Below are 20,386 nucleotides of genomic sequence, written 5' to 3' on the forward strand. Positions count from 1 at the left end.
CCACGCGCTACTGCAAATACGCTGCCACCTTCGCCAGCACGGTCAACATCGCCTGCGCCGCTCTACACCTCAAACAATATGTCGATACAGCCTAGCTGAGGCCGCGAAGGGGCTGACCAACCGTTATTCGGCTGGAGGGCGATGTTGGGTCGTCGGGCATCAGGAGCGACGGAGGTGATCCAGCGGATGGACTTGCGGCTGAAGCCCTCCAAACCCTTGTCTGCTACAGAGCCTCGCGAGTGAGCTCGCCATCGACGAGGCGCATGATCCCGAGAGGGTTTTCGTCGCGCAGGGAATCCGGCAGGGCCGCCTGTGGGAAGTTCTGATAGCAGACCGGGCGGACGAATCGCAGGATCGCCTGCGAACCGACGCTGGTGAAGCGGCTGTCCGAAGTGGCGGGGTACGGGCCGCCGTGCACCATCGCGTGGGAGACCTCGACGCCGGTGGGGAAGCCGTTGACCAACAGCCGGCCGACCTTGCGCTCGAGGATCGAGATGAGGTCGGCGTTCGCGAGGAGGTCCGCTTCGTCGCCCAGCAGCGTGGCGGTCAGGTGCCCTTCCATCGCTTCCGCGGCCTGGAGCATACGCTCGCGGCTGTCCCAGGAGACCAGCAGCGTGGTGGGCCCAAAGAGCTCCTCGTGCAGCACCGAGTCTCGCTGAAACCCTTCCAGCGTGGACTCAAGCAGAACAGCATGTGATTGAGGCGATGTTGCGGGAGCCGCTGCTGCTGTTTGTAGATCCAGCTTGCCGCGGTCTTCGAGGCCACGGTGGTAGGCGTCCGCGATGCCAGAGGTGAGCATCGTGAAGGGAGCGCTCGCGGAGGTGAGGGTGCGAAGTTCTTCGCGGAAGGCCGCGGCTCCGCCTGATTCGGGGAGGAAGACCAGGCCCGGCTTGGTGCAGAACTGGCCTGCTCCCAGAGTGAACGAACCGTGCAGTCCCTTCGCGCGGCCAAGGGGATCGCTGGCGAGCGCTCCCGGAAGAATAAAGACCGGATTCAGGCTGCTCATCTCCGTGAAGCAGGGGATTGGCCGTGGCCGGGATGCGCAAAGGTCCATGAGCGCGCGGCCTGCGCGGTGCGAGCCGGTGAACGCTACCGCTTCGATCGCAGGGTGCTGCACCAACTGTTGCCCCACGGCGATGCCATCGTCGAAGAGCATGGAAAAGATGCCGGCAGGAAGCGCGCTCTCCGAGACCGCCTGGGCGATGGCGAGCGCAGCGATCTCGCTGGTACCCGGATGTGCGGGATGTGCCTTCACGACGACGGGATTGCCCGCCGCTAGGGCCGATGCTGTGTCGCCACCAGCAACCGAGAAGGCGAGGGGGAAGTTGCTCGCGCCAAACACGGCTACCGGTCCAAGCGGCATCAGCACCGAGCGCAGATCGGGGCGGGGAAGCGGCTTGCGGCCCGGAAGCGCACGGTCGATACGCGCGTTCTGCCAGGATCCGTCCTCGACCACCGACGCGAACAGGCGAAGCTGTCCGCAGGTCCGAGCGAGTTCGCCTTCCAACCGGGCCTGCGGGAGACCGGACTCGGCCATCGCTCGCGGCACCAGATCCGGTGCAAGCTTCTCGAGGTGCGCGGCGATGGCTCTCAGCAACTCAACGCGAACCTTCGGTGAGGTCTTCGCGAAAACCGTGGCCGCCGCAGCTGCGGCTTTCGCGGCATCGTCAACGTCCTCCATGGACGAGCTGGTGAAGCCGGGATCGAGACGCTCCCCCGTCGCAGCTGCCTTGCCGAAAAACACCGTAGCGCCGCGCGAGATCCGCACGCCGGCGACGAATGAACGACCGAGAAGTTCCAAGGCTTTCTACCTCCAGTACGACGCAGCAATACCGCTGTGAATCAGATCCCGCAAGCGGATGCCCTGCGCAGGGGAATGTCTTCCCGGTGACAGGCGTGTCCCTGGGATCGAAGGACAAGGAACGAGGAACAAAGAACAAAGGGCACGCGTTGCCACGCAGTTATCGTACAGCGGCATGCAGGCTGTGGGCGGGTGGGACATGAACGATTGCTGGTCGCACGCACAGCCTCGCGGCACTTGCAACGCTTCTCGCGTAAGGTGGTGTGGCAACCGCGCAGCGGGGGGACTTGTTGCTGAACCACGAAATTCCTGAGCCAGTGTCCGCGCGGCACCTTCGGGATGTCACGCGTAGCCGTATTGGCGGCAGGCGCTGGGGTATCGGCTTTCTGCTGGCGGCGGGTGTGCTGATCAGCTATATCGATCGCGTGAATCTCTCCGTGGCGCACGATGCCCTGACGCAGCGATTCGCGATCAGCCGCCACACCTTTGGGTTTCTCCTCAGCGCTTACAACTTTACGTATTGCCTGTGCCAGCTGCCGATGGGGCTGATCCTGGATCGCTTTGGCGTCCGGCGTATTGGGCGCTTGTCGACGTTGGTGTGGAGCATAGCCTCGTTCGCGGCCGGCGCGACGACCAGCCTGGGTGCTCTGTTCGGAGCGAGGTTCCTGCTTGGAGTAGGCGAGGCTCCGACGTTTCCCGCAGCAGCGAAGGCCACGGGCAACTGGTTTCCGGAGCGGGAGCGCAGCCGCGCGACGGCGTTGTTCGATTCAGCGGCGAAGTTTGCTTCGGCCATCGGCGTGCCACTCATCGGGACGCTACTGCTTGCGATCGGCTGGCGGCTGAGCTTTGTGTTGACCGGCGTGCTGAGCCTGCTGTTCTTCTGGGCCTTCACCGCGATCTATAAGGAGCCAGAAGAAGATCCCAAGCTCAGCGCGGCAGAGCTCGCGTACATTCGGCAGGATGAACTGATGCAAGATGCTAATGAGCTTGCGCCGATCAAGCTTAGCCTCTTGGAATTACTGCGGCAGCGCAAGGTCATCGGCCTCGCACTCGGAGTGCTCGCCTACAACTACTGCTTCTACATGTTGCTGACGTGGCTGCCGACGTATCTTTCCAGCTCGCTGCATGTCGATCTGCAACGCTCTTTCCTGTACACGGGTGTGCCCTGGATTGTGGCTACCGTGGTGGACCTCGTCGTTGGAGGCTGGCTGGTGGACCTGCTCGCGGGGCGTAGCCGTAACGCGGGCAAGGTGCGGATCGCCTTCCTGGTGGTTGGCATGGCCTTCGGTCTGGGCATCCTCGGAGCTGCGCCCGCGCACACCGCAGGAGTGGCCTTGTTCTGGATCACGGTATCGCTGGCGGGCCTCTCGGCGCATGCACCGGTGGTATGGTCGGCGCCGGCGCTGATCGCTCCCCGCAACAACGTTGCGACGGTGGGAGGCATCGTGAACTGCACGGGACAACTTGCTGCTATCGCAGCGCCCATCGTCACGGGATACCTCAGCTTCAAGCAGGCATTCCTTGTGGCGGGAGCGCTGCAGTGCATGGGTATGCTTGCGTACGTCTTCCTGCTTCGGTCCGTGGAGCCAATGAAGCTTCAGCGTGCGGGATAAGCAACGGTCTTGCCGGTGCGCTCGTTGAAGACGGTGAAGGAACCATCACGCTTAGCGCTCACCTTCAGGTAGTAGCCTTTGTCGATGGCGGGATCGCCGGTGAGATTTGCGATGCGATCCTCTGGCACGTTATGCGGCCCGGCTTCTTCGGAGCGATGCAGCTGCCACATTGCCTTCATGCCCGGAATAGCATTGAGAGTGATGACCGTCGGAAGCGAGCCACCTTTGGTCGCGCCGTTGTCCATGATGGCAACCTGTGGCTTCACGGCGTCGACATAGGCGGGGCTGGAGCTCTGGTTCCAGCCATGGTGCGAGACGATCAGCAGGGAGTCTTCGCCGATGCGATTGACGGGACACATCAACGCGCGTTCCTTGTCCCAGGTGAGGTCGCCGAGGTCGGTGGTGTGAAAGCGTCCGAAGCGGATGGAGACGCCGACGGAGTGGCTGTTCTCGGTGGTGTCGTCGGGCCGAATCTCAGAGGCCGCACAGAAGGTATTGGGCTGGCCTGCGCCGGGCATTGGCTGGGCAATGACGTCGCCGTTGGCGCTGAGAACCTTCACCTCAAGATCGCGGAGCGGAAGGGAGTCGCCCGGCTTCACGGTGAGCCGCTTCGCTTTGCCTGCGGCGATGAGCGCCGTGTACGAGTTGAAGCCCGAGACGCACGTAGGGCACCGCTCGTAGAGTGGGCCGTGGTCGATGAAGGTGCCTACCGGCATCTGCGCGACGAGCTGCGGAACGCCGCCGACGTGGTCATCGTGGTAGTGAGTGATGATGACGTCATCGATCTTCGTGAGCCCTGCAAGCTTCGCCGCGGCGACGATGCGCCTGGCGTCGCGGGAGTCGCGTCCGGGCCAGCCGGTGTCGATCAGCAGCGAGTCATGGTGCGGCGTTACGAAGAGCGTGGCCTGCCCACCTTCCACGTCGATGAAGTAGATGTCGAGGGTGCTCTGCGACTGCGCTCGCGCCAGCTGAGCCATCGCGAGTGACAGCAAGAGCACTGCGATGCCCGTGAATCTGCGAATCATTTCGCCTCCTTTGGCGGCACGGTCGCGCGGGTTGCGCCGACGGAGATGCCGCCGTCGATCAACAACGTCTGGCCGGTGATGTAACGGCTTGATTCCGACGCGAGAAAGACGACGACGCCTTCGAGGTCGTCGGGGCGTCCGGGCCGCTTTACCGGAATCCTGTCGGTGAGGTACTCGACCCACTCCTGGTTTTCGTAGAGCACCTGGTTCTGCGCGGTCTTGAACCATCCCGGTGCGAGGCAGTTGACGGTGACGCCATGCCTGCCCCAATCGTCGGCGAGGCTCATGGTGAGTTGCCGGACACCGCCGCGACTGGCGCCATAGGGTGCGAGGCCTGCATACCCGAAGACGCTTGTGACCGAGCCGATGTTGATGATGCGGCCGTAGCCGCGGTCGATCATGCCACGCGCTATGGCCTGCGCCACGAAGAAGGTGCCGCGCAGGTTGGTGTCGAGGATCAGGTTCCAGTCATCCCAGGTAACGTCGAGCGCAGGCTTGCGGACGTTGCAGCCTGCGTTGTTCACGAGGATGTCGATGTTCCCAAAGGCCTGCTGCGCTTCGGCCGCCATCCTCTGGATGCTCGCTTCGTCGCGGACGTCGAGGTCAAGCGATACGGCACGACGGCCCATCGCTGTGATCTCTACAGCGAAGTCCGCGAGGGATTCGCGCCTGCGTGCCGTGAGGATGAGGTCGGCACCGGAGCGAGCCAGCGCGCGGGCAAAGGTCTGCCCGAGGCCGCGGCTGGCGCCTGTCACCAAGGCCACTTGCCCGGTGAGATCGAAGAGAGGATTCATGCCTGCGCCTCGTTCACGTCGGGCGAGAGAATTACCTTGATCAGGCCAGCCTCACGCGCATGGAGGCGAGAGAACCAGGACGCTCCCTCTTCGAGCGGAGCGACGGCGCTGATGAGCGGCTTCACCTGGATCTTTCCTGCAGCGATCAACTCCATGGCCTCCGGATACTCGCCTGCGGAGGCGGCTGAACCCTGCAGGCGAATCTGCCGCGTGACCACCTTCTGCAGTGGGAGACTGATCGTGGGCTGGATGTTGCCGATCAGGGTGACGCGACCGCCCTTGCGAACGGCATCAATAGCGGCACGCACCGTCTCCTCGCGGCCCACGGCCTCGAGGGCGAGATCGACGCCCATGCCTCCGGTTGCATCGAGCGCTGCGGCGACCAGCGCCTCGCCGGAGAGGTGCAGCGTTTCGGTCAAGCCAAGGGAGCGCGCCATGTCGAGGCGGCTCGCATCGACATCGGCGATCATGACGCGCGGTATGCCAAGGGCGCGTGCGGCCTGCGCGGTCAGCAGGCCGATCATGCCGGCGCCAATCACCAGCGCGGTACGGCAATCTGCAGGTTCGCTCAAGTGCACAGCGTGCAGCGCCACGGCGACCGCCTCGAGCATGGCAGCTTCGGGGAAGCTCAGGCCATCGGGCAGGCGATAGACGATATGTTCAGGGACGACGACGTACTCGGCGAAGGCGCCCGCGCGACGATAGTCGCCGCAGGAGACGCCGACGACCTCGCGATGATCGCAGAGGTTGACCTCGCCGCGAAGGCAGAACTCGCACGCGCCGCAGTAGACCGTGGAGTCGAAGGTGATGCGATCGCCAGGGCGGAAGCGCGTGACGGAGCTGCCGACCGCCTCGACTACGCCTGCGGCTTCGTGCCCCATGACGATGGGAGGGATGCGTCGGCCCGAGGAACCGTCGTAGCCATGGACATCGCTGCCGCAGATGCCGCAGGCCGCGACACGCAGCAGCAGCTCGTTTTCGTGCGGCACGGGGCGAGTGGCGTCGACGACTTCAAGCTGAGAATAAGCGGTGAGTGTAAGGGATTTCATAGCCGAACCTGCGAGATGACTTTACAACCTCCAACCACTCTTCGTGAGTTCAAGTTGATCGTCTGCACTTAGGTAATGACGCATGTGAGGGACGCGGGCAGGAGGCAGGGAGACTGTCGGCGGTTGCTGCAAGGCGATGGCAAGATGCTCTTCTGCATGAAGTTACATGCTGCGCGCGCGATGTGGGCGGCATTGCGGGTGACGGAGCCCTTGTTGATTGGCCCAACATCCGCCGAATTTGTGAGCATGGTCTACACATGTTGGGGAACTGCCGGGCGTCGAGTGTCGCATCCCGTCGGCTATCATTCCGTTAGCTGACGTGTGTGTTTCAGAGCTGAACAGCCGAAGCGGTTCATGTCCACCTTCACTTCTGGTTCGGGACCCATCTGCACTCTGACAACTGACCATGCAAAAGCGCTCACCTTCTGAATTCTCAAACCGTCCCGATCCTGCGCAGCTCAAGACGCTGGCGATCTTGCAGATCGTCTGCGAGGTCCTTGTGTTGATGGTGGCAGCGGTCGTCCTGGTGGGATGGCTGGTGCCACCGATCGGCCGGCTGCTCCCCTCAGGCTGGGACCTGATGAAGGCCAATACCGCTCTGGCCGCAGGCTGCAGCGCGTGGAGCCTGGCGCTTTCGCAGCCGCGGCGGTCCCGCAGCTCGCTCCTGGTCAGCCGAGTGCTTGCGGTGGTCGTTGCGGTTCTCGCTGCGACTTCGCTGGCCGAGTATGCCTTCCACCTCTCTGTGGGGCTCGACACGCTGCTCGCAGCCGATGCGCAGTCGCAGCATCCTGGCCGGATGTCTCCTCAGACGGCAGGCGCGTTCGCGCTGCTGAGTGTCGTGATGATCTGCATCCGCGCCCGGAAGCGGCCGTCATCGCGTGTCGCGGATTTCCTGCTCTTCAGCCTGTGCCTGCTGATTCTTACCATCCTCTCCGGATATGCGTTTGGCGCGGTGCACATGTTCGGCATCACGATGAGCACCCGGACATCGCTGCAGACGCTGGGCTCGTTGATGCTGCTCAGCTTCATCGCCTTCGCGCGGCGTGCCGAGTATGGCTCCTTCAGCATCCTTCTTGGCAATGGGATCGGTGGACGCATCGCCCGGATCGCGACGCCGTTTGCGCTGGCTCTGCCCTTCGCTCTGCAGGCCGGCAGCTTCCTGCTGTCGCACTCCGGCACGATGACGGTGCAGTATGCGACGGCTACGATGACGTCTCTCGCCGCGATGCTGGCGTTTGGACTTGTCATCCTGCTCGCGCGGCGGATCGACGCGCAGGAGCGCGAGATCCGAGATCTTTCCCTTCGCGATGGCCTCACCGGGCTGTACAACCGGCGGGGATTCTTCGTCCTCGCCGAGCAGGCTCTGCTGCTCTCGCAGCGTTCCGGCTCCCAGTTCTCGGTGCTTTTTATCGACCTCGATAACCTGAAGCTGGTGAACGATACATTTGGTCACGATACCGGTTCGATCTTCCTTACCGATGTTGCCGACCTTCTGCACCAGACCTTTCGCAAGACGGACATCATCGGGCGCATCGGGGGAGATGAGTTTGTGGTGGCCGGGGAAGCGGGTGAAGCCGAAATGGAGTTCGCCTCGCAGCGGCTTCAGCAGGCGGCTGCGCAAAGAAGTGCGGAGCTGGGCCGGCCGTTTCCGATCGGGTTCAGCCTCGGGCAGGTGACCTCGGATGCGAACGGAAGCGAGACGCTCGAAGATCTGCTGCGCGACGCTGACCACACTATGTACCGTGCGAAACGGCTCAAGAAGACGCAATCCGCAGCAGAGGGGCGCGCGGTCTTCGCGTAGAGTACGGCCGGATGGCCGCTGGCATGCGATAGATCAGAGCCACTTCTGTGCGGTTTGCGGCTGCGAGCAGTTGTCCGGGACGATGCCTTGTGCCAAAGCTTGTATTCTTAACGGGCAGCCATGGCATACCCCACAAACAACCTCAGAATCGCGTCGAGCCGGGTCGTAATTCCTCCCATCTTCCTTGAAGAGGAGATGCCTCTCACCGAGAATGCCTCGCGCACCGTCTTCGAGGCCCGTCATCAGATCGTGAACGTGCTCAACGGCCAAGATGATCGTCTGGTCGTCGTCGTTGGCCCATGCTCCATCCATGATCCGGCCGCAGCGCGCGAGTATGCGGGGCTGCTGAAGCATGCCATCGCAGAGCTCTCCAGCGACCTCATGATTGTCATGCGGGTGTACTTCGAAAAGCCGCGCACGACGCTGGGCTGGAAGGGTCTGATCAACGATCCGTACTTCGACGAGTCCTTCCGCATCAGCGATGGTCTGAGGATCGCGCGCCGCCTGCTGCTGGATCTCGCCGAGATGGGAGTGCCTGCGGGCACCGAGTATCTCGACATGATCTCGCCGCAGTATGTGGCGGATCTCGTGAGCTGGGGCGCGATTGGGGCCCGCACCACCGAAAGCCAGGTCCATCGCCAACTGGCGTCCGGGCTTTCGTGCCCGGTGGGGTTCAAGAACGGCACGTCCGGCAACACGCAGATTGCGATCGAAGCGATCCTCTCGGCGAGCCACCCGCATACCTTCCTGGGAACGACGGAGACGGGGCAGTCAGCGATCCTGCTGACGTCGGGGAATCCCGATTGCCACGTCATCCTGCGCGGTGGCCGCGGCGTGACGAACTTCGATGCGGCTTCGGTCGGTTCCACAGCGGACCAGATGGTGAAGGCCGGTGTGAAGCCGCGCATCATGATCGACTTCAGCCACGCGAACAGCGGCAAGGATCATCGCAAGCAGGGAGCGGTGTCGCACGCGGTTGCCGAGCAGATTGCAGGCGGGGATAGAAGAATTATGGGCGTGATGATCGAGAGCAATCTCGTCGCCGGGGCGCAAAGCCTCGTCGATGGCAAGGCTCCGGTCTATGGTCAGAGCATCACCGATGCCTGCATCGATTGGGCGGAGACGCTATCGCTTCTGCGCGAACTCGCCGCTGCCAGCAGGGAACGCAGAGGCTAGAGCCGCCTGCGGAGCTTACCTCAAGCGCCGCAGGCTCTCCACCGAAGGCACAAAGTAGTAGGAGCCGGTGAGCGGCTGCGTGTAGCGCGTCAAGGCATCCCGCGTTCCGTTGACCAGGCCCGCCATGCTGTCCAGCATCTTCGACAGCCGCGACTGCTCCGCGCTGAAGCCGACAAATACCGTGCCGTGGTCGTCGACCTTGCCGTAGGGCATGTTGCGGCGGAAGATGTTCCCGAACTCGTCCTGATCGGTGCGGGCGACGTGCGAGTCGGCCGGCTTGTTCTCAAGCTCGATGCTGTCTGGCTTGGTGCGGCCCATGATCAGCTCCTGCTGCCTGGTTTCAAGGGCCTCCCACTCCGCCGTCTTATGCTTCCACTTCTGCAGGAGGAGAACCGAGCCTGCGGCGCCGGGGACACCTTCCGGGATGAGCGCGTCGGCCGGAGCATCGAGCAGCGTTGGATTCTCCGAGCCATCGACGAAACCGGTCAGGTCGCGGTCGTGCCGGTAGGCCCAGCTGGATGTCTCTTCGCCCAGGGTTGCGAGACCTGCCAGGTCCTTGATGACCGATCGCGCCATATCGAAGATGACGTCGTATGCGCTACCGGAGAGCCACACGAGAGCGTCGTGCTGCGTGGCCGGCATCACGAATCCTTCAATTCCGGAGACGGGCTGGTTGAAGCCTTCGACATCTGCCGGGAGGTCACCCGGGACGACTTTGCTCCAGAGCTCAGGCCGGAAGCCGATGACGAAGTTCACGCCACCGGTCGTCGTTCGCGGCTCGCGGATCGCGCAGATGGTGGCGGCAAACTCGGCAGACTTCGCCTGATCCAGCAGGTCGAACTCGAGGTATGCATGCGATGACGTGCCCAGAGCGAAGATGCCAGCCTGTGGTGTGTACATGGAGGGAGTATATCGGCGTCCTGAGCTTCGGCCATTCCGTCTATTCTGGATACGTACCCAGGTCCAAAGGCTCGAACAGGTTTGCCGGCGTCTTTACGTCGGCCAGAAGGATTTCGCATGCGTCGACTTGCTTTGCTTCCGTTAGCTATCGTCTCGCTCGCTATAGCGGGTGTCGTCCCTCACGCGTTGCCTGCACAGGCTCCCGGCGTGTATCCCGCATCCCTTCTCGGTGGGCTCGAGTGGAGAGACGTTGGCCCGATGCGCGGCGGCAGGACGTATGCCGTTGCCGGGGCGGCGAGCCAGCCGGATACCTTCTACATGGGGTCTGTTGGTGGCGGCGTATGGAAGACGGAGAACTCCGGGCGCACCTGGTTCCCGATCTCCGATGCGGGCATCCCCATCGGTTCGATTGGAGCGATCGCCGTCGCGCCGTCCGATCCGAACGTAGTGTACGTCGGTACGGGCGAGCCCGACATTCGCAGCCAGCACTCGTATGGCATCGGCGTCTTCAAGTCCACCGATGCGGGCAAGACGTGGAAGTCGATCGGTCTCGAGGACAGCCGTCAGATCGGCCGCATCGTCGTCGATCCTACGGACCCGAATCGCGTGTACGTCGCAGCGCTTGGTCATGTGTATGACGCCAACCCGACGCGCGGCGTGTTTCGCTCTACCGATGGTGGAGCGCACTGGAAGAAGGTCCTGAACGATCAGAAGCTGCCGAACGATGTCGGGGCCGTCGAGCTTGCCATCGACCCGGTCCATGTCAAGACTCTCTATGCGTCTCTGTGGGGCACGCGTCGCCCACCGTGGTCCGTGTATGCGCCGTCGAACCTGCCCGGCGGCGGTCTATTCAAGTCGACCGATGGCGGCGACACCTGGAAGAAGCTCTCCGGCGGCCTGCCGTCGGATGAGTTCGTGGGCAAGATTGGCATCGCTGTCGCGCCGAGCAATCCCAATCGGCTGTGGGCGGTCGTTGATGACCTGGGGTCTTCAGTTGCGAAGGCGATGGGTGGTGGCGGCGGTGCCGCTGCACCACAGCCGAAGACTGGCGGTGGCGTCTACACCTCAAACGACGCGGGCGCCACATGGAAGCTCGTCAACGACGAGCAGCGGCTGTGGGGGCGTGGATGGTATTTCGAATCCGTCGCCGTCGATCCGAAGAACCCGGACCGTGCCTACGTCATCAACACCGGAACCTACGAGACCACCGATGGTGGCAAGAGCTTTGTTCCCGTCAAGGGCTCGCCGGGTGGTGATGACGATCATCAGATGTGGATCAACCCGCGCGATGGCAACCGCCTCGTGTTGAGTACGGATCAGGGTACGGTCGTCTCGGTGGATGGAGCGCAGACCTGGAGCACCTGGTACAACCAGCCCACGGCGCAGATCTATCATGTGGCCGCAAGCAACGACTTCCCGTATCACCTGTACGGCGCGCAGCAGGACTCCGGTGGCGTGGGGGTAGACACGTGGTCGCCGCTTGGCGTGTTGAACTTCCGCGACTGGGAGCCTACGTGTCTGGCGGGCGAAAGCAACACCGTAGTGCCCGATCCCGATCCGAAGCGTGCGCGCGTGCTTTACGGCGGTGGCGCAGCCAGCTGCGATCAATCGCTCAACGTCACCGTCCCCATGCAGGGTGAGTTGCCTGCGGCTGATCCTGCGGATCCGAACCGGAAGACGTGGACGCTGCCTGAGGTCTTTTCGCTTGCCGACCAGGCGCTCTATTACTCGAACCAGTTTGTCTTCCGGACGCGCAACCGTGGCAAGTCGTGGGAGAAGATAAGCCCGGACCTCACACGCGTGAATCCCGAGACGCCGAAGAACCTCGATGCCATCACGGCTACTGACATCGACCAGCCGATGAAGGATCGCTTCGGCGTGGTCTACACCATCGGGCCTTCGCCACTTGATGCGAAGACCGTGTGGGTTGGGACGGACGATGGACTCATCCACGTCACGACCGACGATGGGGCGCACTGGAATGATGTTACGCCAGCTGCGATGACGGCGTGGAGCAAGGTCTCGCAGCTTGAAGCAAGCCACTTCGATACAGTGACGGCCTATGCTTCCGTCGATCGGCATCGTCTTGCGGATCTGAAACCCTACATCTACCGCACGCATGATGGCGGCAAAACCTGGACGAACATCGCAAGTGGCATCCCTGAGGGTGCGTACGTGAACTCCGTCAAGGAAGACACGAAGCAGAAGGGCCTGCTGTACGCGGCGACGGAGCTGCGGGTCTATGTGTCCTTCGACGATGGCGATCGCTGGCAGCCGTTGCAGCTGAACATGCCTGTCACGTCCGTGCGCGACATCGTAGTTCATGGCGATGACCTCGCGGTGGCAACCTACGGCCGCGGCTTCTGGGTGCTCGACCAGATGACCTCGCTTCGCCAGATCGCTGCCGACGGTCAGAAGATCGCTGCGGAGAAAGCTCATCTCTTCGCTCCAGGAGAGACCTTCGCTCTGGCCGCTGGCGGGATGAATGGAACTCCGCTGCCGCACGAAGAGCCGCAGGAGTTGAATCCGCCCGCGGGTGTGGTGGTGTACTACTGGCTGCAGTCCGCGCCATCGGGACCGCTGAAGATCGAGCTAGTTGACGGGAAGGGTGCGGTGCGAGCCTGCCTTGCGAGCGACACCCCAGTGAAGCCGGTCGACACCGAAGCCATCAACGTGCAGGCGATTTGGGAAGAGCCAACGCCGCCGCCTTCGGCATCTGCGGGTACGCATCGCGTGGCGCTGAACGTTCGCGGCGGGCGTGGCTTTGGCGGCTTCGGTCGCGCGGCGGCGCCTCCGCCTGTGGATGCCTGCAACCCGCCGGGAACGCCTGCACCGCAGGCTCCCCAACGCGGTGGACGTCGTCAGGCGGCAGGTCTTCAGCCGGGTGCGTACACGGTGCGACTGACGGTCGACGGCCAGACCTACACGCAACCGGTCGCAATCAAACCCGACCCTCGCGCAAGCAAGGAGTAGCTGGGCCGAAGTAGAGCCCCTGCTGAGCGAGAGCTCTGCAGGGGCTTTTGTGTGAGGCGACGATCTTCGTGCATGCTCGCTGTGGACGTTTGAGTTCGAAAACGGATGCGGCTCGGCCTCATCGGCCCACGAAAAGCAACGATCGAGCAACTCTGTTGCTCACAAACCTCTGGACGTTGTCTTCGAAAGCTGGGTTGAGGCTGGGAGTCGGGCCGGCGGATGCTTACCCCTCACCCGGCCGCAAACGCGCCTTTCGGCTGCGAAGCTTAGATACTCGAACATCAGAGGCCGCAACGGCAGCTCACGCCGTGAGCGGGTGGCATCGTTCCATCCAGGGCTGGGATGCAATGGCCATGAGGGTCGGAAGTTGGATGCCCCAGCTTTGCCGCGATCCGCTCCTCAAAGGACTCCGAGATGAAGTGTTCCAGCCGCTCGGCTTCATCGTGAAGCTCGTCGATCGGGTAATCGAGCACTTGGAAAAGAAACGTCTCAACCAACCGATGATGCCGCACTACTTCCAGGGCGCGTCTTCGCCCGGCACTCGACAGTTTCACGCCTTCGCCTCGCTTATAGTCCACGAACGATTTCGGCTCGCTTGCGAGCTTCTGAAGCATATTCGTAACGGATGCCGGCGAAACATCAAGGCGTGCCGCCAGCTCTGAGCCGCCGACGCGCCTGCGCTCATCCCCGCCGATGGTGTGAATAGCCTTCAGATAGTCGTCGACGGATTCTGTATTGCGATCCCAATGCGCTCGCTTTGTTTTTTTCATGGTCTGGCTGTCCAGTCGGAGAACTTATGTTAGGTTAACCTAAACAGGAATTAGGTAAACCTAAACATGCGATCAACGATGAAAATTCCCGCTCTGTTGACCCTTCTTTGGTTCCTTCCCATCGCCCGCGCACAAAGCGGCACGTCCAGCGCCCTGGCCGGAACCGTCACCGACAAGAGCGGTGCGCTGATCCTGCACGCCACGGTGACCGCAACTGACGTAAACACCAAGGCATTCCGCACCGGTGAAACGGATGCAGGTGGACATTACCTGCTGTCGCAGATCAATCCGGCGACGTATCAGATCACCGTAGCCGCTCCTGGATTTGGCGTCGCCTCTTCTGGGGCAACAGCCGTCGGGGTAGGGCGCACCGTGACTGTGAACTTCACCCTGTCTGTCACTTCGGCCTCGCAGAGTGTCGAAGTGACGGCACAACAGGGCCTCCTTAGCCTGGACAATCCGAACACGACGACGACGCTGGAAGCGAAGACGATTAAGAGCCTTCCGAATCCAGGGCAGGACCTGACCTTCATCACCCAGTTCGCGCAGGGAGCCCTCATGAACACGGCGGGTTCGTCGAATGATGCCAAGGCGGCTGGCGGCTACGGCAACGTCGAATTCAACGGACTCCCCGCAACTTCGAATGGATACATCCTCGACGGTTATGACACGAATGATCCGTGGCTGGGACTGAACATCGGTTTGTCCACCAATCTTGTCATCGGCCTGGACGCGGTACAGGAGGCCACCGTGAGCACGAACTCCTATGCTGTTGACCAGGGCCGCTACGGCGCAGCGCAGGTCAACTATTTCACGAAATCCGGCGGGAGCCGCTTTCATGGCGACGTATACGAAGTCTGGAATGGCTCGCTGCTGAATGCTCAGGACTATTTCCTGCACGCGAATGACTCACCGGGGAACCTTGCCAGGAAGCCTCGATCCACAGTGAACGAGTTTGGTGTGAGCGTTGGTGGTCCGATCCTGCCGAAGAGGTTATTCGTCTTCGCCCACTATGAAGGGATTCGGATTGCGCTGCCGCTGGTGTCGCAGGTCACGGCGCCGTCGCCTGCGTATCAGCAATACGTGTTGGAGGCTCTGACGATGGGTGGAGTGGACCCGATCACCGGAGTCGCGCTACCGGCGCAGCCAGCAGAGATTCCACTCTATCGATCGATGTTTGGGCTGTACTCCAACACGAGCGGCACGCCAGTCCCGGTGAGTACGTGCCCTCTTGATGAAAATGGGGTACTCCTGCCTGCGCCCGTCGCTGGAACTTTACTGAACGGTAGCGGTTGTGCCAACCAGCGGCAGGCTTCTTTGAACAACAAGGATGGCGAGAATCTCATTGTGCTGAAGATCGATCATACGGTCAATGAGAGGAACAGCGTCTGGTATCGCTTTCAGCAGGACACCGGCTTGCAGGCCGCGTACACGGATCCGATCAATCCGATCTTCAATGCGTTCTCTCCGCAGCCGCAGCGCACGCTGGTCCTGGGGTACACACACCTCTTCACGCCCAACCTCGTCAACCAGATCAACCCCGGTGCAAGCTGGTACGCCAGTATCTTCGAGCCGAACAACTTCGTCGCCGTGCAACAGAAATTTCCGATTGTTCTCGCGGCCGGGAGCTCCAACCTGCCGTTCACTACCATCGGGGGCAATGACCAGACCTATCCGCAGGGACGTAAAGTCACGCAGTGGCAGGTGAATGACAACCTTATCTGGACGCTGCATCGACATACGCTGAAATTCGGGGTCAACACCCGCCGTGTGGACGTGAGCAACTATGACCTTGGGCAGGGAACAGTACCGCTTATCACCGTCAACGATCTCGCTCAGTTCACGTATGGAGCGGCCTATACCGCGACCCAAAGCTTCCCGGTGCGCACCCGGGAGCGGGTGGCGAATGGCAACTTTGAGTTCTATGCCATGGATAGCTACAAGCCCTCCGCCAAATTCACGCTGACTGCTGGCATGCGCATCACGTGGAATACAAACGTCGTCAACGATCAAGGTCTCTTCGCCCGGCCGGCGGGTTCATTTTTCGACATGCAGCACAGCAACGCTCAACCACTTAATCAGGCCATTCTTGCTGGTGTTCATGACCTCTTTCCGGCCACTCCTCTGTTTGTCTATCAACCTCGTGTGTCTATCGCCTATCAACTTCAACCTCATACTGCTGTTCACGCGGGCTTCGGGGTCTTCAGCGACATCATTCCGGCGCAGATCGCCGACCTGGCTTCGACGAACGCGCCCTATGCTCCGAGCTTCGCGGGTGGCCTGGGGGGACAGGTGGGTGGCGTGGCTATCTTCCCAGGAGTTCCAGGCAGCGCCGTCGATGCTCTTGTTTCCGCGAACAAAGCCTTGCAAACGAGCTTCAGCACTGGCGCTCCACCCTGCACGGGTATTGCTCCCGGCGATGCGGTTTGTCCGCTGGCGGTAGGGCTCGACACCTTTCCAACTGGCGTCCTGAAGACTCCTGTGTACTACCAGTACAGCGCCGGGGTGGAGCAACAGGTTAGCGGTACGGGCGCAGTGCGGGTGGACTTCGTCGGCACTCGTGGGCTTCATGAGCCGTATCAGGTCGAGCTCAATGGCTACCAAAACGTCTGCGTAGGTTGCTTCGCACCCTACTCGTACGGTCGCCCACTCGATCAACGCTTCGGCAGTGTGAATGAGTTCCGGACAGATGCAAATAGCAGCTACGCAGGGCTGCAGACCAGCTATACACAGCAAATTGCTGGCCTCACGCTGCGGGGAAACTACACACTGAGCCACTGTCTTGACGAGGTCTCTAACGGTGGCCTCCTGACGTTCTCCAGCCAGGGAATCCTCTCGCCTCTCCCTGGCGAACTCAGCCGCAGCTACGGAAGCTGCGACTACGATGTGCGGCACAACATCTCTGCCTTCGGAATCTATCAAGTCCCCTTTCATTCAAGGCACGCCCTGCTGCATGATCTGCTCGGCGGCTGGTCTTTCTCGGAGACAGCGTTTTTCCATACGGGATTGCCGTTAACGATCCTCAGCCAGCCCTACACCGCCAATGGAAACGGTGTCTTCCAATCCAGTGGCCCGCAGTTCGCCCGTCGTATTCCCGGAGTGCCGCTCTATAAGAAGACTGCGGTCGGCGGCGTCACCGTGGCTGGTACGCGGCAGTGGATCAATCCCGATGCCTTCGCCTCGGTCGTCGATCCGTCGACGGGAGCCTGTACTGGTGGCGACTCTGTGGCCAACTGTCAGTTTGGTGATTCAGGACGGAACACTGTGCGAGGGCCACACTTCATGGATTCGGACATCTACATCACCAAGACATTCAAGCTGCACGAGGGTGTGATCTTCCGCTTCGATACCCAGATGTTCAATGCCTTCAATCACGCGAACTTTGCGCTGCCCAGCAATGTGGAGGCCGGTGTGCCAGGCTCCTCAATCCCGGCTCGCTTTGGAACCCTGCAGAGCACCATCTCACCACCCACAGGCCTGCTGGGTGTGGGACTCGGCGGCGATAGCTCTCCGCGCATGATCGCTTTCCAGGGAAGAATCGAGTTCTAAGAAGGGATTACCGGGAGGATCTCCAGAGCTTTCGAGCGACGTTGTGTTCGTCCGCGACGCTCTTGAATTCGCGCCTCGGGGAAAGAAAAGAAGCGCGCTCGCATTGATTGCGAAGAGGCTGCGCTTAGAGTGGCAATCGCAGTTCCGCAGTACAGCCGCCGAAATGTTCATTGTTTGCGAGGGTGACGGTCCCTTTGTGTGCGCTTGCGATCTGCTGTGCCAGCACGAGTCCGATGCCGCTGCCTTCCGGCTTGGTTGTGTAGAACGGTACAAACAGATTCTCCGGATTGATCAGCCCGAGGCCATTGTCCTGCACTTGCACGATGAGAGTCGTGGCGTGCGTCGTCCACGAGAGGCGCACTTGTGGCGAGTTCGCGCTGGCGGGATCGAGGGCAGCATCGGCGGCGTTGCGAATCAGGTTGATGAGCAGCTGTTGAAGCTGGTCGGGATCAGCGCGGAGATACGTCTCAGGACCGGGAACGAGCTCAATGGAGAGTCTCGTTTCGAGGTGTGTCATCTTTTCCAGGAAGTCCAGCAGGTGGATGCGTTCGATTCGCGGGGAGGGCAGGCGCGATAGCTGTTGGTAAGCCTGCAGAAACCGGTTGAGCGAAGCGGCCCGATCTTCAATCACGGTGAGGCCACGCCGCATGTCATCGCTTGATGCGGCGACTTGATCCGCATTGCCCGCGACTCGCAGGCGCAGGCTGCCTGCGATTGACTTGATTGGCGTGAGCGAGTTGTTGATTTCATGGCTTAGCACCCTAATAAGACGCTGCCATGCGAGACGCTCCTCTTCACGAAGGGCCGCAGCGACATCCGAGAGCACGAAGAGTGTGTGGGGGATGCCGTGCAGCCGGAAGGTATTGCGGCGCACCGACCAGCGCACATGGTCAGCCTCTGTATCAAGCCTTGGCTTGGAACGCGCATAGAGTCCTTCATCGTTGGCGGTGAGTAAAGCTTCTAGGTCGAGCTCCCCTGCGGAGCGCCCCAGGCTCCTTCCATGCTGAAGATGAAAGGCCGCCTCTGCCGCGGGGTTCACGAGACGAAGGTAACCACCGGAGTCGAATGCCAGCACAGGGGATTGCATCGATGTGATCACGCGCTCGAGGAGTGTCAGGGCATCCTGTGCAGTGGATCGCTGGCTTTGCAGGGTGTTGGCAAGGGAGTTGATCTCGAGCGCGAGATCCCCGAGCGAATCACCCCTGCGTGCACCTCTTGCGCGGAAGGAGAAGTCATCCTCGCGAAGCGCAGCCACCACGTTGGTAAGGGTCTGAAGCGGGCGAATGAGCTGTCCAAAGAAGTAGATGGATCCGCCGGCGAGAAGCACCGCAACGCAGAGACCCACCATCACCGTCGCGGCTATGGAGTGGCTTTGCAGATAGATGAGCAGAGAGGAGACAACGACTGTAGGGAGTGCGAATGCTACCAGCCACAGACGGATGCGATGCTCATAACGAAGGCGCTGGCGGGATGTGCCGAGAGGTATCCGCTGGGGGCTGGTGCTCATGTTGGCGGTCGGCTCAGAGGCCATACTTTTCCATGCGCCGATAGAGCGCACCCCGGCTGAGGCCAAGAGCTTCAGCCGCCTGGGTCACGTTTCCTTGAGCCCGCGTCAACGCTTTTTGAATCAGGATCGCTTCGACGGCCTCCAGGCTGAGGTCATCGAGGCTCTGCGATGCGGACCGTTGAGTGTGCAGACCAAGGTCCGCTGCGGCGATGCGGGTTCCTTGTGCCATCAGCACGGCGCGCTCCATCGCGTGGTCCAGCTCGCGCACGTTGCCTGGCCACGCGTAGGAGAGCAGCGCCTGCATGGCGGGCGCATCGAAGCCCTCGATGGGGCGACGGTACCGCGTCGCATACGCTGACAGAAAATGCGCTGCGAGCGCGGGGATGTCCTCGCGCCGCTCACGCAGAGCGGGAAGGCGAATCTCAACGGTGTTCAAGCGGAAGAGAAGATCTTCGCGGAAGCGTCCCGCTGCTGCTTCGGCGTGGAGGTTGGCGTTGGTGGCGGAGAGCATTCGCACATCGACCGATCGTGTCGTGGATGACCCGACTCTCTCCAACTCTCCAGCCTCCAGGACACGAAGCAGCTTAGCCTGCTGGCGTGTGGGGATGTTCGCAATCTCATCCAGAAAGAGAGTCGATTGGTGTGCCAGCTCGAAGCGGCCGATGCGGTCGGCGCGCGCGTCCGTGAACGCTCCTTTTACGTGCCCGAACAGTTCGCTCTCGAAGGTGCCATCGGAGAGAGCTCCAGTGTTGACCGCGACCAGCGTGCGCTTCGCACGGTGCGAGAGACGATGGAGCGTTTGCGCCACGACCTCCTTGCCGGTCCCATGTTCGCCAGTGATGAGTACGTTGGCATCTGACGGACCGAAGCGTGTCATCCGCTCGACGACGGGTCGCATGGAAGGTGCATTGGCGATGAACTCCGGAGCGCCCTCCGCACGGAGTATACGGTTTTCGGCTTCAAGCCATTGGGTCCGGCGTAGCGCACGATGCAGCTCCATCTGGGTATGAAGAATGCTGAGTAGCCGGGCATTCTCCCAGGGCTTCTGCAGAAAATCACTGGCGCCGCGTTGCATTGCATCGACAGCAAGATCGACGTTGGCGTACGCCGTCATCACGACGATCGGAATCTGCGCGTCACGCCCCCGTATCGCAGCGAGCAGATCGAGTCCCTCACGTCCCGACGTCGTATCGCGAGTGTAGTTGAGGTCCAGCAGCACGCAATCAAACTGATCCTGTTCGAAGCGATCCAGGATCAATGCGGGCGATCGCGCCGTGGTCAGGCGGTAGCCTTCGGGGCGAAGCAGGATCTCCAGGGCATCGAGAATGTGGGGTTGGTCATCGCCGATGAGCACGCTGCACGCAGACGTTGCTTCCGTTACGCGGGCTGGAGCGGCGGGATGGAGGATCGTATCTTCCGGCATGGCTT

At 61.8% G+C, this 20,386-nt stretch carries 13 protein-coding genes; 5 read left to right on the plus strand and 8 right to left on the minus strand.

What is annotated here, in order from left to right; genetic code table 11:
• Nucleotides 1-223: 223 nt before the first annotated feature.
• Nucleotides 224-1,801 carry an aldehyde dehydrogenase (NADP(+)) gene (locus C4S68_RS11980; protein ID WP_235011549.1) on the minus strand — a complete coding sequence of 526 codons (1,578 nt, stop codon included), beginning with the start codon at nt 1,799-1,801 and terminating at the stop codon, nt 224-226.
• A gap of 263 nt (nt 1,802-2,064) precedes the next feature.
• On the opposite strand from C4S68_RS11980, the gene C4S68_RS11985 reads away from it, so the two are divergent.
• A complete protein-coding gene (locus tag C4S68_RS11985) occupies nt 2,065-3,414 on the plus strand; it encodes an MFS transporter (RefSeq protein WP_235011550.1) in 1,350 nt (449 codons plus the stop codon).
• On the opposite strand, the gene C4S68_RS11990 is transcribed toward C4S68_RS11985, so the two are convergent.
• From C4S68_RS11990 to C4S68_RS12000, 3 genes are read right to left on the minus strand one after another with little or no spacing between them, the layout of a single operon-like run.
• Nucleotides 3,399-4,439 carry a ComEC/Rec2 family competence protein gene (locus C4S68_RS11990; RefSeq protein WP_103933334.1) on the minus strand — a complete coding sequence of 347 codons (1,041 nt, stop codon included), beginning with the start codon at nt 4,437-4,439 and terminating at the stop codon, nt 3,399-3,401. The two genes, C4S68_RS11985 and C4S68_RS11990, sit on opposite strands and share 16 nt — an antisense overlap.
• Nucleotides 4,436-5,233 carry an SDR family NAD(P)-dependent oxidoreductase gene (locus tag C4S68_RS11995; protein WP_103933335.1) on the minus strand — a complete coding sequence of 266 codons (798 nt, stop codon included), beginning with the start codon at nt 5,231-5,233 and terminating at the stop codon, nt 4,436-4,438. The genes C4S68_RS11990 and C4S68_RS11995 overlap by 4 nt, the downstream gene beginning before the upstream one ends.
• Nucleotides 5,230-6,282, minus strand: coding sequence for a galactitol-1-phosphate 5-dehydrogenase (locus C4S68_RS12000; protein WP_103933336.1), 1,053 nt, complete (start codon nt 6,280-6,282; stop codon nt 5,230-5,232). The genes C4S68_RS11995 and C4S68_RS12000 overlap by 4 nt, the downstream gene beginning before the upstream one ends.
• Before the next feature lie 406 nt (nt 6,283-6,688).
• On the opposite strand from C4S68_RS12000, the gene C4S68_RS12005 reads away from it, so the two are divergent.
• Nucleotides 6,689-8,083 (plus strand): GGDEF domain-containing protein, encoded by a 1,395-nt coding sequence (locus C4S68_RS12005; RefSeq protein WP_103933337.1) that lies wholly within the window; start codon nt 6,689-6,691, stop codon nt 8,081-8,083.
• Nucleotides 8,084-8,203: 120 nt separating this feature from the next.
• Entirely contained in the window at nt 8,204-9,259 is a 1,056-nt protein-coding gene (locus C4S68_RS12010) for a 3-deoxy-7-phosphoheptulonate synthase (protein ID WP_103933338.1), read from the plus strand.
• Between the two features lie 15 nt (nt 9,260-9,274).
• Here C4S68_RS12010 and C4S68_RS12015 read toward each other — a convergent pair whose 3' ends face one another.
• Entirely contained in the window at nt 9,275-10,159 is an 885-nt protein-coding gene (locus C4S68_RS12015) for a Dyp-type peroxidase (RefSeq protein ID WP_103933339.1), read from the minus strand.
• Between the two features lie 117 nt (nt 10,160-10,276).
• On the opposite strand from C4S68_RS12015, the gene C4S68_RS12020 reads away from it, so the two are divergent.
• Entirely contained in the window at nt 10,277-13,132 is a 2,856-nt protein-coding gene (locus C4S68_RS12020; RefSeq protein ID WP_146072128.1) for a VPS10 domain-containing protein, read from the plus strand.
• A 281-nt stretch (nt 13,133-13,413) separates the two neighbouring features.
• Here C4S68_RS12020 and C4S68_RS12025 read toward each other — a convergent pair whose 3' ends face one another.
• Nucleotides 13,414-13,902 (minus strand): metal-dependent transcriptional regulator, encoded by a 489-nt coding sequence (locus tag C4S68_RS12025; protein WP_103933341.1) that lies wholly within the window; start codon nt 13,900-13,902, stop codon nt 13,414-13,416.
• 96 nt (nt 13,903-13,998) lie between these two features.
• Between C4S68_RS12025 and C4S68_RS12030 the strand changes: the two genes are divergently transcribed.
• The gene (locus C4S68_RS12030; protein ID WP_160115122.1) at nt 13,999-17,451 is read left to right on the plus strand and encodes a TonB-dependent receptor; all 3,453 of its coding nucleotides are present in this window, start codon (nt 13,999-14,001) and stop codon (nt 17,449-17,451) included.
• 124 nt (nt 17,452-17,575) lie between these two features.
• Here the strand turns inward: C4S68_RS12030 and C4S68_RS12035 are convergent, their stop codons facing one another.
• Both C4S68_RS12035 and C4S68_RS12040 read right to left on the minus strand, forming a co-directional pair.
• A complete protein-coding gene (locus C4S68_RS12035; RefSeq protein ID WP_235011551.1) occupies nt 17,576-18,982 on the minus strand; it encodes a sensor histidine kinase in 1,407 nt (468 codons plus the stop codon).
• The gene (locus C4S68_RS12040) at nt 18,972-20,381 is read right to left on the minus strand and encodes a sigma-54-dependent transcriptional regulator (protein WP_103933343.1); all 1,410 of its coding nucleotides are present in this window, start codon (nt 20,379-20,381) and stop codon (nt 18,972-18,974) included. The genes C4S68_RS12035 and C4S68_RS12040 overlap by 11 nt, the downstream gene beginning before the upstream one ends.
• Between the last annotated feature and the right edge of the window lie 5 nt (nt 20,382-20,386).

The sequence above is a fragment of the Bryocella elongata genome (genome assembly GCF_900108185.1).
GTDB classification, from domain to species: Bacteria; Acidobacteriota; Terriglobia; order Terriglobales; family Acidobacteriaceae; genus Granulicella; species Granulicella elongata.